Raw genomic sequence first — 14,297 nt, forward strand, 5'->3', positions numbered from 1 at the left:
TCGAGCCTCGGCGGGCAGCCGGCCGGGCGGCGGGGGCCATCGGAACCACCACCACGTCGACATCGACCGTCGATCGGCCGGCCCGTAAACGGGGCCTCGAGCGCGTTCTCCGGCCTGACAGTGGCGTCGCTCCCTGAGCGAACCGGTCGGGCCGCGGACGGACAGGTAGGACCACTTTTCACTCACGACTCCCGACGATGGGATATGAACGAGCCCCAGTCGGACACCAGACGGGCGGCCGTCGCGATGCAGGCCGCCGCCGACGGTGCCACCGTCGCGGCGAATTCGTTTCGAACCGACCTCGACGTTGAGCACAAAGACGGGAAAACCGACGTCGTGACGCAGGTCGATCGGGACGCACAGGAGACGGTCATCGAGACCATCCGGACGGCGTTCCCGGACGATCCGGTCGTCGGCGAAGAGGAGGACGCGCTGAAGACGGTCCCCGAAACGGGTCCGGCCTGGATCGTCGACCCCATCGACGGCACGAACAACTACGTGCGGGGCTCGCGCGCCTTCGGCACCGCCGTTGCGGCCGTCGTCGACGGCGAGCCGGTCGCCGCCGCGTTCGACTGTCCCGCGCTCTCGGACACGTACCGCGTCGGCCCGGATGGCGTCTTCCGCAACGGCGACCCGCTGTCGGTCAGCGACTGCACCGACCCCGAAACCGCCACCGTCTGCCCGACCTTTTGGTGGGACTTCGACCAGCGCGACCAGTACGCCACGGCCGCCCGCGCGGTCGTCGACCGGTTCGGCGACATGCGCCGCTACGGCTGTACCCAACTCGAACTCGCGCTGGTCGCCTCGGGCACGCTCGAGGGGACGATGACGAACCTGCAAACGAACCCGTGGGACACCGTCGCCGGCGTGCAGTCGATCCGCGCGGCCGGCGGAGTCGTCACCGATCTCGAGGGAAACCGCTGGCGACACGACAGCACGGGCCTGGTCGCCTCGAACGGCGCGGTACACGACGACCTGCTCGCCGCGACCCGCGACATCGTCGCGTAGGCCACGAGCCGACCCCGGTCAGCCGATCGGAGAGTCCCGCGCATTGAAACCGGAAACGGTAAGCGGCCGCCACTATCGGATTCCGGTATGGACGACTTCATCGACCGGTTCGGGGCCGAGCGCGTCTGGGCCGCGACCGTCGCGAGTCTCGCCGCCGTCGTGGTCCTCGGCGCGGTCCTGTTCCCCCAGCGAGTGTACGTCGATTTCATCTGGCAATACTTCTGGGGGCCGGTCGTCGCCGACGCGCACAGCTGGGAGTGCGTCGCCTGGGCCGGCGGCCAAGAACTCCCCTGTAGCGAGGCCGGTGCCGGCGCTGGTCCGACCGCCGAACCGGGCTATACGTTCGTCTCCTATGGCGGCTACATCCCGACGCTGGTCCTGTTACTGACCGGGATCATCTTCCTCATTCGCCGCCTCGAGATCGAGCGGTACCGCGCGGGCTTTTTCGCCCTGTTCCCGTTCATGCTCTTTGGCGGCGCGCTGCGGGTCGTCGAGGACGTCAACGCGACGGCCTTCGAAGCGACCGGCGAGATGGCCATCCACCTCCCGTGGTCCGGGTTCATCATCAGTCCGCTGATCTACTTTACCGTCTTCTTCATCGCCCTCTTCGCGGTCGTAACCTCGGTGTGGCTCGACCGTAACGGCTACGTTTCGGGCTACGAGTACCCGCTGGCCGGGATCGGGACCGCGGCGCTGACGATCACGATCGCGTATCTGGGGTTCGTCGCCGCGACGGAACCCTACGCGGCGTTCCACCCGCTCATTCCGCTCGTCGTACTCGTCGGCGCAACGCTGACGACGGCGATCACCTGGCTCACACTCGAGCGCGTCGCCCCGGAACTGAACCGCGGCACCCGGTCGATGGGGCTCGTCGTCATCTGGGCTCACGCGGTCGACGGGGTCGCGAACGTCGTCGGACTCGACTGGGCGACTTCCCTCGGCCTGCCGACCAACCTCGTCCCGAAACACCCGATCAACCGGGCGATCGCTAACACGACGGCCGACGTGTTGCCCGCCAATGTCGTCGCCGCCACCGGCTCGGCCTGGCCGTTCCTGCTCGTCAAGATCGCGGCCGCCGTCTTCGTCATCTGGATCTTCGACGAGACAGTCTTCGAGGACAGCCCCCGCTACGCCGTCTTGCTCATGATCACCGTCGTCGCCGTCGGCCTGGGTCCCGGGACCCGCGACATGCTGCGGGCGACGTTCGGCGTCTGATCGGCTCCGGTTCGCGTGTTATCGTGTTCGGCTCGTCGCTCACGTGCGCTCGAGTCCAAGCTCACGCCGACCGCCCGAGCGGCGCGACCGCGAACGGGGACTTTAATCGCCCGCGGCGGGAACGAGCGTGCATGAGTGAGACGAACGGGTGGTTCGCGGCCGGGGACCGCGACGATCCCGACGCGACGATGACCGCGATTCGCGAGGGCAGCGCCGACGAGCCCCGTAATTGGCCCGCCCTCGCGGTCGAGGCCGGGTTCGCGAGCGAGACCGAGGAGTACTACGACGCCCTCCGCGAGGCGACGACGGCCGCGACGCGGGCCGCGGTGACCGAACGCGAGCGGGCCGACGACCGCCAACTCGTCCACGCCATCCGGGCAATGGACGACATGGGACGAATACTATTATAGAATCTGTGTTTCATCCCGTTCTGGATTTCTCCCTGCTGCGACTCTGGCACCGGACTCCGTAGGCTCTGCTCGAGGTTATTTCAATCCTGGACGTGTGATGAAGACCAAAGGACCAAACTAAACACTACCCTTCCCTCCAATGGAGTGGAAATAGTAGAGTGGACTACTACTAAAGGTAGTTGGATGCTTCAGAATTATCATAGAAGTTCAAGCACATTGAGTGGAACCTTATGAGTTGAGCAGTGGTATTCTCCTGTCTTGTTGGGACGCGATGTAGATCAGCATTAGAATTTTCTTGTTAGCTCCAGCTGTAGGATGGAAGTAAGGGTTATGTGGCCTCCCCTCTAATGATCATAGCGCCGGTATCAGGGCACCACTTGTGCAAGGGGAGATGCCCTGATTCCGTCAATACCGAGCAGCTAAACCCCACTCGGGCTGCGCTAGCAGCATGTCGGCGTACGCGTCGGTCCGATTTAGGGGTTTGGTTGCTCCGAAGAGAGTCATCAATATGAGTCCACCAATCACACGACCCGACATTCGGCCGACGTTGAACTGGATCGAACGATCGCATATCCACGACGAGAAGACGGCAGAAGACAGACAAAACAACTAAATCAAATTCCGGTCTCTCAACGCATGCCCGCAGTACAGATCGATTTCAGTTGGATCCCGGAGCAGTTGAAGTTTGTTCGGACCCGCTGTGGGCCAAAGCTAGTTTCAGATGGACCCTTTTGGGTTCCACTTTCGCTCTAGCACAATCACATTTATTATGATGCAATCGGTAAGCGTACTGCAATGACATAATGACACGAAGTAGGGAGATACACGAATGCGAGTGATAGCACACCTGCACGCGCGTGCGGACACGGCTTACGACAACACGTACCATCATAAGCTTCGGGGTCGAATCTGGAACGCGCTTGACGGGACCGAATACGACGAAATACACGACGAGGATCGTCCGAAGGGATTCACGTACAGCAATCCATTTCCACCAGGAGATATGCGGGAGGGCGACGAGCGAACGTTACTCGTAGCGTCGCCGCACGAAGAACTACTCGCCAACGTCGCTGCCGATTTCAAAGACGATCGGGAGTTGAACATTGGCGAGATGCCCTTCCACGTCAATTCGGTCAACGGACTAGCGACCGATGTGGGAGAACCGGGTACGTCGGGTACGATCGAGACGGGGACGGGCGTGCTGGTTCGGATCCCGCCGTGGCGTTTCGAGGAGTACGACATCGAAACCGACCACGACGAGGCGGAATTCTGGCGACCAGAACATACGATGGAGCCGTTCCACAACCAGATCGAGAACAACCTCGACAAGAAACACGACCGGTTTTGTCCCGACTACCTGCCCGGGCCGTCCGAAACTAGCGACGACTTGTTCGACGGCGCAGACCTGATCAAGACGTTCTCAATCCCGGTGACCGTGACACAGGGTCAACGCGAGACGTGGGTGTTGAGCAAATGGCGATTCGACTACACCGTCCGCGATGACCACCACCGACGCCACCTGAATCTCGCGCTCGACACCGGTATCGGCGAGCGGAATTCGCTCGGGTTCGGGTTCGTCAACATCACCGAGAAAGAGGACCAGCGATCGGGACGGAGGGAGCGCGTCGATGCTTGAGCCCAAGCAGTTCCGCAAGGAGTACGATGGAGAACTGGAAGACGAACTCCCGGAGCGGCCGGTCTCGTCGCTCCGGGACATCCAGCACCTCTACGGACGACTGTACACGCTGGCGACGGCCGGTGGCGGCGACTACGCGGCGTATCTGACACCCGATCAGGCCAACGACCTGATCGGCGCGGAAGAGAGCCTGATCGTCGTCCGGGTCGATATCTCCGGCGACCGGCCCGCACTCGACGCAGATGAACCCGTCAAGATCACCCAGTACGCCGTCGATCTCGTCCAGAAAGTCGCCCACTGCAAGTACAACGCCGCGCGCGGGATCGACCACAGCGTTACTCACCGCTCGGGACGTAACAGCGATCCTGAGAAGTTGGCCCGCTACGCCTGCGAGCGCCTGACCAAGTGGGCGACTGACGATGTCGTTCAGGATGTTGCCGACGAACATCCGGATGGAGAGGTCATTCGCGGGCTGGCAACCGTCGGCGATGAGGAATCGAACCTCGACCGGATCCGGTCCGCAGTCAAAGCCGAACTCGGCGGTTCGACTACGGCACTCCTAACCGTACAGGTCCGCCGAGAAGCGGGTGCGGACTACGAGTGGCCCGGCGACGTGCCAGTGTTCAATGAGGCGATGCGTGCACGGAAACTCTCGAAACTGGTCTCGAAGGGACAGGCGACGAACTCCGCTGGCCAGGCCACTGATCTGATCAGCGGTGAGCGCACCCGAACCGTCGGCACTGCGGAGGATCCACTTAACTACTTCCTCGGCAAGCAGATGGAGAAGTTCCCGGGGCTGGATCCGGACGAAGCGTGGCGGAGCCACCCCATCTCCGAGGACGGGGCAGTCACGCTGATGAACGCCGAGGAGTTCGTCGACGCCTGTTCCTACCGGACGTTCAACGCCGACGTGTACTACCTCCCGTACTTCCTCGGTCGACCGACGCCTGCGGAGAGCTACAACCTGTACGCGGCGCTTCACAGCGTCACACAGGCCGACGACATGGGTCCGGTCCAGACGCTCTACGACGAGTTGGGTGATCACGAAGCGAATTCCGAGGGCCGATTGCGATTTTACGTCGCAGCGGTCATGAAACACCAGATGTCCCGCTTCGACGTGTACGGTGAGACGCTGAACGGCCGGATCCACTACCCGACTGATGTCGGCCAGAAACACGAGAAGGTCGCTGAAAGCTGGGTCTTCGACGAGGACGACGACAGGAATGAAGACCGAACACCGCCGATTCCCTCCCACGAGGAGTGGGCGCTGACGGCCCCGTTTGACCACGAGCAGAAGGTGCGCGAGATGGTCGCGTCAGGTGCCTACCTCTACAGGACCTTTCCCTTCACCGACGAGGACACCGATGCGACGGTCGATGACGAGCGAATCGATATCCACGTCTCGATACTTGCTGGCGACCCTGTCCCGCGGCATCAACTCATCAGCGCCTACGTTGAGCGACTGCTCGATCGAGACGGCGACGACGTACCGGAACTCCTGATCGCCTCCCAGTTCGCACAGTTGTGCGCGCTCGAAAACGCCGATCTCGTGACGACGGACACCGGCGATACCGAATCGACACTGATCGACGGTCCCGATTACGACACCATGGAACCAGAACACGCACGAAACGACGGCGGTACGGCCGCCCTCGATCGCACCGAGAAACTCGAATCGTTCATCGAACAGACGGACAGTCTTGACGACCCCGAACGGAAGGGGGCGTTCCTGCTCGGTACGCTCGTCGGCCAAGTCGGCACCTACCAGCAGGGCTACCACGACCGGTCGACTACCGTCATCGACCAGTACCCGATCAAGTCGATGACCAAAACCAAGATCAAGCGTATCACCCAGGAGGTAATCGACAAAGATGTCGTCTACTCCCGAGAGATGGCCAAGAAAGGATCGAATATCAACTCAACGATGTACAAAGAAGTCACGAACGCTATCGTCGAAACTATGGCTGGAAACGATCCGTCAGGCTGGGTGATCAGCACCGATGATTTGCGCTTCTACTACGCCCTGGGCCTGACCTACGGTATGAACGACCGATCGACGAACGAGGACGACGCAACGACCGACGACGAAACCACCGATGAATCCCCTGACACCAATGAGTGAACATTACCCCACTGTCTCGAACAGATCCGAGATCGTCTTCACGTACGACGCAGTCGACGCGAACCCCAACGGTAACCCTCTCAGCGGCGCGAACCGACCACGGATCGACCCTCATACGGATCAGGCGATCGTCACCGATGTTCGCCTCAAGCGCTACCTGCGGGATCAACTACAGGACGACGGCCACGGCGTCTACATTCGCAACGTCAAGGAAGACGGCGATCAGGCGACTCGCGAAGACCTCCTCGAGGACCGGCTCAAAGACATCGATCTCGACGATGTCGACGAGGACGATATCGAGAACGCCGTCTTCAGTCAGTTCCTCGAAAACAGCGCCGACATTCGCTACTTCGGTGCGACGATGAGCGTCGACATGGACGACGAGAAAGTCGACCATCTCCCGGATCATTTCACTGGTCCCGTCCAGTTCTCGCCCGGCAAGTCGCTCCACCGAGTCATGGAGAACGAGGAGTACAACAGCCTCACCAGCGTCATCGCGACCGGCGACGACAAGGCACAGGGCGGGTTCGACCTCGACGACCATCGGATCCAGTACGCCTTCATCGGGTTCCACGGGCTCGTCGACGAACACGGGGCCGAAGACACGCTCCTGTCGGATCGGGACGTGCGGCGGCTGGATACGCTGTGCTGGCGTGCGCTGAAGAATCAGACGATCAGCCGAAGCAAGGTCGGACAGGAGCCCCGGCTCTACCTCAGAGTCGAGTACGCCGACGAGAGCTTCCATCTCGGTGGGCTCGATCAGGACCTCGAGCTCGACGGTGAGGAATCCAACCCCATCGAGGAACTTCGGAACGTCCGTGACATCTGTGTCGACGTGTCGGCACTGCTCGAGCGACTCGAGGATGCGTCCGATCGGATCGATACCGTCCACGTCGTCGCCAGCGATGTCCTCGAAGTCTCCGTCGACAGTGAGACGGGCGGCAACGAGTTCCTCTACGACGCCCTCGAATCGGCGGTCGGTAATGAATCCGTCCGGGTGATCGATGTGTACGAAGACGCGAAAGCAACCGCGCCGGAGGAGTGACCTGTGACCGAGCACGCACCGACCGGATCGGGACTCCCCGATGGGGCTGAGACGTGCCTGTCGTTCACGGTCAGCGGACCCTGGGGACACTTCCGGCGTATCGAGGGTAACATCGTGAAACAGACGTATCGGGTCATCCCGCGGACGACTGTCGCCGGCTTGATCGCCGCGATGCTGGGCATCGAACGCGACGGCTACTACGATCTGTTCGCCCCGGGCGAGTCGCTGGTCGCAATCGAACCGACGAGCGAACTGCGGACGATGAAGCTACCGATGAACACGCTCTCGACCGCCGACGAACACTTGTCGTCGCTGAACCCTCGCGGGAAACTTTCCATCAAACTCCCCGATCCGTCCAAGCCCCGACAGCAGCACAATTACGAGGTCCTCGTCGATCCTGCCTATCGAATCGACGTGTGGCTCGACAATGACGAGCGGTACAACCAGCTCCGCTCGCTGCTCGAATCGGGGGAGTCGTACTACGTCCCGAGCCTCGGTCTCTCTGAGTACTTGGCGACAGTCGATTACCACGGTGAGTTCCCGATCGAGCAGGGTCCCAGCGATGACACGGTGGCTATCGACTCGACCGTCCCCGAGGCTGTTGACTCGATCATTCCTGATCCGGAGACACGCTACCAGATCGAGCAGACGCCCGCGTTCATGGAACGTGACGACGGTGGCCGGACGACAAGTGCGTTCGTCTCCTACGCCTACAACCCAGACGGTGGACCTCTCACGTTCACTGACGTGTCGACGTACTCGGTCGATGATCGAACCGTGGTGTTCACCTGATGGTGGATGCGCCGATCTCTCATCCCGCCGAGGACGGCGATGAGGCGACGTTCCTCCTCGATCACCTAGACGAGGTGGCCGGGCGGGCCGAGTCCGTCGTCTCCGCGGACGCAACGACGATCGGCGGCGACCCGCTCACTGAGATGATAGCGATCGTGGCACGGTGTCACGACTTCGGGAAGGCGACGACGTGGTTTCAGGAGTACGTGATCGACAAGCGAGATACTAGCAAGCGGACGAACCACTCCCTGTTCGGGGCCTATCTCGGGTACTACGTCCTCGACCGGCTAGGCTACGACAGCGAGGACTGCCTGGCGGCCCTCGTTGCGCTCGCGAAACATCACGGCCGGCTCCCCGATGTCGAGGAATACGTCGAAGACATTTCGCGCTTCGAGAACAAGAGTGAGGCGAGCAACGAGCGCCAGCGAGTCGTGATCGAACAGGTCGGGAACGTCGACGACCATCGCCGGACGTTCGCACGGTCGTTCGTCGCTGACGCGACCGACGGTAACGGGTCGTGGGACGAGTTCGTCGAGCGGATCGAGGACGAGGAGGATTCCCTGTTCGATACAGTCTTCGAACATGTCTCCATGTTCGCCCTCGGCAGCGACCGCTCGGCACCTTCCGACGAGTTCTACGAACTGCTCCTCCAGCTTTGGAGTGGACTGATCCTCGCCGACAAAACGGTGGCTGCCGGTATCGAAGACGACCATCTCGCCGCGTCCGACCCGGACGCTCGTACGCTCTCGGAGTACATTGCGGACCTGGGAGGAGATGCCGACGAAGACAGTAAGGCCGACGCTCTCGATACGCTCCGTGATGAGGCGAGAAAAGACGTACTCGACGGTGTCGACCAGTTCCGCGACTCGGATGCGTCAATCGCAACGCTAACACTGCCAACCGGAATGGGCAAGACGCTGACCGGTCTCAATGCTGCCCTCGCACTCCGAAACGAAGGTGAACGTGTCGTCTACGCGCTCCCGTTCACCTCCGTGATCGATCAAGTCGCCGACGAACTCACAGACGTGTTCGACACCGACGCTCGAGACGATCTGTTGACGATCCATCACCACCTGGCCGAGACGGTGACGAAACTCGGTGATCCAGATGATGATCCCGACGGGCATGCCCGACTCGCGGAGATGGTTGCCGAGAGCTGGCGTTCCGGGATGACGCTCACGACGTTCGTCCAACTCTTCGAGAGCCTCGTTGGCCCGAGTAACACCCAGTCGATGAAACTGCCGGCGCTGTACGATTCCGTGATCGTGCTAGACGAGCCCCAGGCGTTGCCAATGGAGTGGTGGAAGCTCGTCCGCCGTATCACGACGATCCTCACAGAAGAGTATGACGCGACGATCATCGCTATGACTGCAACCCAGCCGGCAGCAAACGACGAGGATGGCGCGTCTCAAGCCCTGTTCGACGACGCGTTCGAACTGGTCAACGACGTGAATAGATACTTCGACCACTTCGAACGAGTCGAGTACGAGGTTCACGATTCTGTACTCGCGTTCGATGACACCGACGCGACAGTAGACTACGAGACCGCTGGCCGGACGATCCTCAACGAGACCGGCGAGACCGAGTCGGTACTCGCGATCTGTAACACCATCGACAGCGCCACCGAACTCACGGATGCGATCGAGGAACGCGAGGCGGTCGTCGACGTTGGTCGGTGTCTCGAGGAGGAACTCGGCGGTGACGGTGTCGACGTGGAAGCTCTCGTCGAGCGGGTTAAGGCGGCCTTCGGCCCGGACGAACGAGCGCTCGTCCACCTTTCTACTCGCCTTCGTCCGCGTGACCGACTCGCGCTCATCGAAGCGACGAAGCGACTCACTGAGCGCGACGTACCGGTCGTGGCAGTGTCGACGCAGCTCATCGAGGCCGGCGTCGATATCAGCTTCGATCGAGTGTACCGCGACATCGCACCGATCGATAGCGTCGTTCAGGCGGCGGGTCGGTGTAACCGGTCGTTCGAGAGTGACCTCGGAACGGTGACGCTTTGGTGGCTCGCTCCACCAGCGGGCACGACCAAGACCCCAGCACAGGCTGTTTACGACTCTGAGGGCGTAAGCACGATATCGCTGACCGCCAGGACGCTCGACGCGATCGATGCAAGCGACGGAACCGTCGCCGAACGGACGATGACCCGCGAGGCTGTCCAGCACTACTACGGACTCATCGCCGACCGGAATCCGGGATCCCCGCAGTACGTTGAGTGGGTCGATGAGGCAAACGGAGCGGAGCTCGGGGACCTCTCGCTGATCGGCAAACGCGAGAGCGTCGACGTAGTTGTCTGCCGGACTGACGTTGATCGAGACCTAGTCGATGCGATGGAGATCGCTCTCGACGAGTTCGACTACGGGACATTCGGCGACCGCCGCGACGAAGCCAAGGACATCACGGTCTCGCTTCCGATCTACAGTCAGGACTCGACCGAGGCCGAGACGGTCAAGGATCTCAAAAAACTCGACGATACCGATCTCCGCGTTCTCAGGCGACCGGAGAGTAAAACCTACTTTGACGAGACGAACGGCCTCGCAGTCGAGGGACCGTCCGTCGACGACCGGTTCCTATGACTGACTTGTCGGCCGACCCCGTCGAGCGGTTTCTCACCGCGGCCAGAGACGAGACCGCCGAATTCCCCTTCCGGCTGACCGGTGTCATGTTCCAGTACTACGTCGTCTGTGAGCGAGAATTGTGGTTTCTCAGCCGCGACGTGGAGATAGACCGCGACACGCCAGAGATCGTCCGCGGCAGCGACGTGGACGACTCGGCCTATTCGGATAAGCGCCGAGACGTGCGCGTTGACGGGATCATCGCGATCGACGTGCTGGACAGCGGTGAGATCCTGGAAGTCAAACCCTCGTCGTCGATGACCGAACCAGCGCGGTTGCAGTTGCTGTTCTATCTCTGGTATCTCGATCGGGTCACTGGCGTCGAGAAGACCGGCGTCTTGGCACATCCAACAGAGAAACGACGTGAGACAATCGAACTAACCCCGGAAACCAGCGCCGAAGTCGAATCGGCTATCCGCGGGATTCGCGAGGTCGTAACCGCAGAATCACCGCCACCGGCCGAGGAGAAACCAGTCTGTGACTCGTGTGCCTATCACGACTTCTGCTGGAGCTGTTGACCATGAACGACAACTACCACGTGTTTTCCGATGGACGGATCGAACGCCAGGACGACACGGTGCGTGTCGTCACCGACGACGGCGAGAAAAAGTACCTCCCGGTCGAGAACGCCGAGGCGATCTTCCTCCATGGCCAGATCGAGTACAACACTCGTTTCATTTCATTCCTCAACCAGGAAGGCGTCGCAGTCCATGTCTTCGGCTGGCACGACCATTACGCCGGCTCAATTATGCCAAAACGGGGCCAGACCTCCGGCCAGACAATCGTTGATCAGGTCCGGGCCTACGACGACCCGGACCATCGCCTCGAACTGGCGAAGGCGTTCGTCGATGGGAGCATCCATAATATGCGCTCGAACGTCACCTACTACAATGGGCGTGGGCACGACTTCGAGCATGTGCTGGAGGAACTGGAGGATTCACGGGCGTCGCTCGACGGAATGGGAACGATCGACGAGACGATGGGCGTCGAAGCGCGCGCCCGGAAGGCGTACTATTCGACCTTCGACGAGATCCTTCCCGAGGGATTTGTCTTCGGCGGCAGGCAGTATAACCCACCGAATAACGAAGTCAATAGCCTGATTTCCTTCGGCAACTCGCTGGTCTACGCGAACATCGTCTCGGCGATCCGCGCGACTGCACTGGATCCGACGGTCAGTTACCTCCACGAACCCGGTGAACGGCGATACTCGCTGGCACTGGATATCGCCGACCTGTTCAAGCCGCTGCTCGCCGATCGAGTCATCTTCAGGCTCGTCAACCGCGGCCAGCTAACTACCGACGACTTTGAAGACGATATGAACTCCTGTCTCCTGAGCGAAGTCGGCCGTAAAACCTACTCGAAAGCATACGAGGAGACTCTCGACGAGACGATCGACCATCCGGACTTAGGAAAAAAGGTAAGCTACCAGTATCTCCTCCGTGTCGAAGCGTACAAACTGAAAAAACATCTCCTGACCGGCGAGGAATACGTCCCGTTCCGACGGTGGTGGTGAGTGTGGTCTACATCGTCGTGGTCTACGACATGGAAGCCGACCGGACCCACAAGATGCTGAAGTTCCTTCGGAGATATCTCACACACGTCCAAAACTCCGTGCTCGAGGGGGACGTGACTGAGGGCGACCTCGAAAAGATCCGATCCGGCGTCAATGAAGTGCTCAAACCCGGAGAGTCGACGATTATCTACCGCGTCTCCTCTGAGAAGATGGTCGAGAGAACCGTCTTTGGTGACGATCCTGCTGCCGATGATCAGTTCCTCTAACCGTCCCCGGTTGTTTCATCGACCCCAGGGGGTTCAGAGGTTATCGAGGGTCGACGGAAACGATGAAGTGTGAACGGCCAATAGAGCTGTTTACGTGGTCTGACTGGCCATGGTTACAGACGGACCCTTGTGGGGTCGAAGCGGAGTAGATCGTGCCGCCCGGGCGATCGTCGAGCCATGTTACAGACGGACCCTTGTGGGGTCGAAGCTTCGTCGTAGTACAGCGTCATCAGAGAACCTCCAGGTTACAGACGGACCCTTGTGGGGTCGAAGCTCCTCGTTGACCATCACGCAACTCTGGACCTCGTAGTGTTACAGACGGACCCTTGTGGGGTCGAAGCTCAGGGTCCTCCATGACGCCCACGTAAGCCTCGTACTGTTACAGACGGACCCTTGTGGGGTCGAAGCTTACTCAACGAGTCGATGCCATTGGTATCACAGAAAGTTACAGACGGACCCTTGTGGGGTCGAAGCGACAGGCAGTTGATCGTCACCGCGTGGGGGAGTTGTTACAGACGGACCCTTGTGGGGTCGAAGCCTAGGAGCCACAACAGGTGAAATTATCACAACACTGTTACAGACGGACCCTTGTGGGGTCGAAGCACGGGGCCGAGCCGAACTCGGTGTCGGTGAACGGTTACAGACGGACCCTTGTGGGGTCGAAGCTCGAGGAGGCCTTCATCCTCGAGTTTCTGCATCCGAGTTACAGACGGACCCTTGTGGGGTCGAAGCACTACTCATGAACCTCACTGACAAAGAGAAAGAGCTGTTACAGACGGACCCTTGTGGGGTCGAAGCGACGGTTAACCGCGTTCACAAGGCAAAATAGGGACAGTTACAGACGGACCCTTGTGGGGTCGAAGCCCCATCGCCGACGTGACCGACGCGAACGTGACCGTGTTACAGACGGACCCTTGTGGGGTCGAAGCCAAACGTTCCAAAACCTCTAACTGTTACAAACGCTATGGTTACAGACGGACCCTTGTGGGGTCGAAGCCGGCAGATACAATCGAACAATCGGATACAATTCACGGTTACAGACGGACCCTTGTGGGGTCGAAGCGAGTCCTGGTCGTCGTGGTCGGCGAGGGCCAGTCCAAGTTACAGACGGACCCTTGTGGGGTCGAAGCAAGCACATCCGCCCGGAGACAGTCAGCGCTCGGACCTGTTACAGACGGACCCTTGTGGGGTCGAAGCTCCCCGCCCCAAGGGGCGGGGTTTCCTCGCTACAGGTTACAGACGGACCCTTGTGGGGTCGAAGCCGGGAGGAGTTCGGGAGCGTCGACAGCGACGTCCAGGTTACAGACGGACCCTTGTGGGGTCGAAGCCTCCCCGCCCCAAGGGGCGGGGTTTCCTCGCTACAGGTTACAGACGGACCCTTGTGGGGTCGAAGCTCGAGCGCGATCCCAGCGCCGTCGGCGGCCACCGCGTTACAGACGGACCCTTGTGGGGTCGAAGCGCCGTCGGGAGCGTCCCAACGGTTGATCGTGCCAAGGTTACAGACGGACCCTTGTGGGGTCGAAGCGGTCGGCCAAGATCGACGCCTCGCGTGCGGGGCTTAGTTACAGACGGACCCTTGTGGGGTCGAAGCGATTTCGGCGTCTATTACCAAGCTGCAGACTATGGTTACAGACGGACCCTTGTGGGGTCGAAGCCTCGAGATCCAGATCGC

Annotated in this window: 10 protein-coding genes, 1 pseudogene and 1 CRISPR repeat array (1 of these 12 only partly in view); all 11 genes and pseudogenes read left to right on the forward strand. The window is 60.9% G+C overall.

Annotation, left to right across the window (positions count from 1 at the left end; translation table 11 throughout):
- Nucleotides 1-204: 204 nt before the first annotated feature.
- The gene (locus C486_RS01555) at nucleotides 205-1,008 is read left to right on the forward strand and encodes an inositol monophosphatase family protein (RefSeq protein ID WP_008452259.1); all 804 of its coding nucleotides are present in this window, start codon (nucleotides 205-207) and stop codon (nucleotides 1,006-1,008) included.
- Between the two features lie 87 nt (nucleotides 1,009-1,095).
- Entirely contained in the window at nucleotides 1,096-2,223 is a 1,128-nt protein-coding gene (locus tag C486_RS01560; RefSeq protein ID WP_008452261.1) for a DUF63 family protein, read from the forward strand.
- Between the two features lie 131 nt (nucleotides 2,224-2,354).
- Nucleotides 2,355-2,621 (forward strand): annotated as a pseudogene (locus tag C486_RS01565) (nucleolar-like protein); the annotation flags it as partial.
- An 841-nt stretch (nucleotides 2,622-3,462) separates the two neighbouring features.
- A complete protein-coding gene (gene cas6, locus C486_RS01570; protein ID WP_008452266.1) occupies nucleotides 3,463-4,269 on the forward strand; it encodes a CRISPR-associated endoribonuclease Cas6 in 807 nt (268 codons plus the stop codon).
- The gene (gene cas8b / locus C486_RS01575) at nucleotides 4,262-6,391 is read left to right on the forward strand and encodes a type I-B CRISPR-associated protein Cas8b/Csh1 (RefSeq protein ID WP_008452268.1); all 2,130 of its coding nucleotides are present in this window, start codon (nucleotides 4,262-4,264) and stop codon (nucleotides 6,389-6,391) included. Before cas6 ends, cas8b begins: the two co-directional genes overlap by 8 nt.
- A complete protein-coding gene (gene cas7b, locus C486_RS01580; protein WP_008452272.1) occupies nucleotides 6,384-7,436 on the forward strand; it encodes a type I-B CRISPR-associated protein Cas7/Csh2 in 1,053 nt (350 codons plus the stop codon). The genes cas8b and cas7b overlap by 8 nt, the downstream gene beginning before the upstream one ends.
- A 3-nt stretch (nucleotides 7,437-7,439) precedes the next feature.
- Entirely contained in the window at nucleotides 7,440-8,228 is a 789-nt protein-coding gene (cas5b, locus tag C486_RS01585) for a type I-B CRISPR-associated protein Cas5b (protein WP_008452273.1), read from the forward strand.
- Nucleotides 8,228-10,807 (forward strand): CRISPR-associated endonuclease Cas3'', encoded by a 2,580-nt coding sequence (locus C486_RS01590; RefSeq protein WP_008452275.1) that lies wholly within the window; start codon nucleotides 8,228-8,230, stop codon nucleotides 10,805-10,807. Before cas5b ends, C486_RS01590 begins: the two co-directional genes overlap by 1 nt.
- The gene (cas4, locus tag C486_RS01595; protein WP_008452277.1) at nucleotides 10,804-11,364 is read left to right on the forward strand and encodes a CRISPR-associated protein Cas4; all 561 of its coding nucleotides are present in this window, start codon (nucleotides 10,804-10,806) and stop codon (nucleotides 11,362-11,364) included. Before C486_RS01590 ends, cas4 begins: the two co-directional genes overlap by 4 nt.
- Nucleotides 11,365-11,366: 2 nt before the next feature.
- On the forward strand, nucleotides 11,367-12,359 hold the full coding sequence (cas1b, locus tag C486_RS01600) for a type I-B CRISPR-associated endonuclease Cas1b (protein WP_008452280.1): 993 nt from the start codon (nucleotides 11,367-11,369) through the stop codon (nucleotides 12,357-12,359).
- Between the two features lie 2 nt (nucleotides 12,360-12,361).
- A complete protein-coding gene (cas2, locus tag C486_RS01605) occupies nucleotides 12,362-12,625 on the forward strand; it encodes a CRISPR-associated endonuclease Cas2 (RefSeq protein WP_008452282.1) in 264 nt (87 codons plus the stop codon).
- Between the two features lie 112 nt (nucleotides 12,626-12,737).
- Nucleotides 12,738-14,297: direct repeats of the CRISPR family, unit length 30 nt; unit sequence GTTACAGACGGACCCTTGTGGGGTCGAAGC; it runs 6,074 nt beyond the window's last position.

The organism is Natrinema gari JCM 14663, assembly GCF_000337175.1.
In the GTDB taxonomy this organism is placed as follows: domain Archaea; phylum Halobacteriota; class Halobacteria; order Halobacteriales; family Natrialbaceae; genus Natrinema; species Natrinema gari.

Excerpts from the sequence above, each read along its gene's own strand:
- C486_RS01555 (WP_008452259.1), top strand. The coding sequence starts at position 205 with ATGAACGAGCCCCAGTCGGACACCAGACGGGCGGCCGTCGCGATGCAG.
- C486_RS01560 (WP_008452261.1), top strand. The coding sequence starts at position 1,096 with ATGGACGACTTCATCGACCGGTTCGGGGCCGAGCGCGTCTGGGCCGCG.
- cas6 (WP_008452266.1), top strand. The coding sequence starts at position 3,463 with ATGCGAGTGATAGCACACCTGCACGCGCGTGCGGACACGGCTTACGAC.
- cas8b (WP_008452268.1), top strand. The coding sequence starts at position 4,262 with ATGCTTGAGCCCAAGCAGTTCCGCAAGGAGTACGATGGAGAACTGGAA.
- cas7b (WP_008452272.1), top strand. The coding sequence starts at position 6,384 with ATGAGTGAACATTACCCCACTGTCTCGAACAGATCCGAGATCGTCTTC.
- C486_RS01590 (WP_008452275.1), top strand. The coding sequence starts at position 8,228 with ATGGTGGATGCGCCGATCTCTCATCCCGCCGAGGACGGCGATGAGGCG.
- cas4 (WP_008452277.1), top strand. The coding sequence starts at position 10,804 with ATGACTGACTTGTCGGCCGACCCCGTCGAGCGGTTTCTCACCGCGGCC.
- cas1b (WP_008452280.1), top strand. The coding sequence starts at position 11,367 with ATGAACGACAACTACCACGTGTTTTCCGATGGACGGATCGAACGCCAG.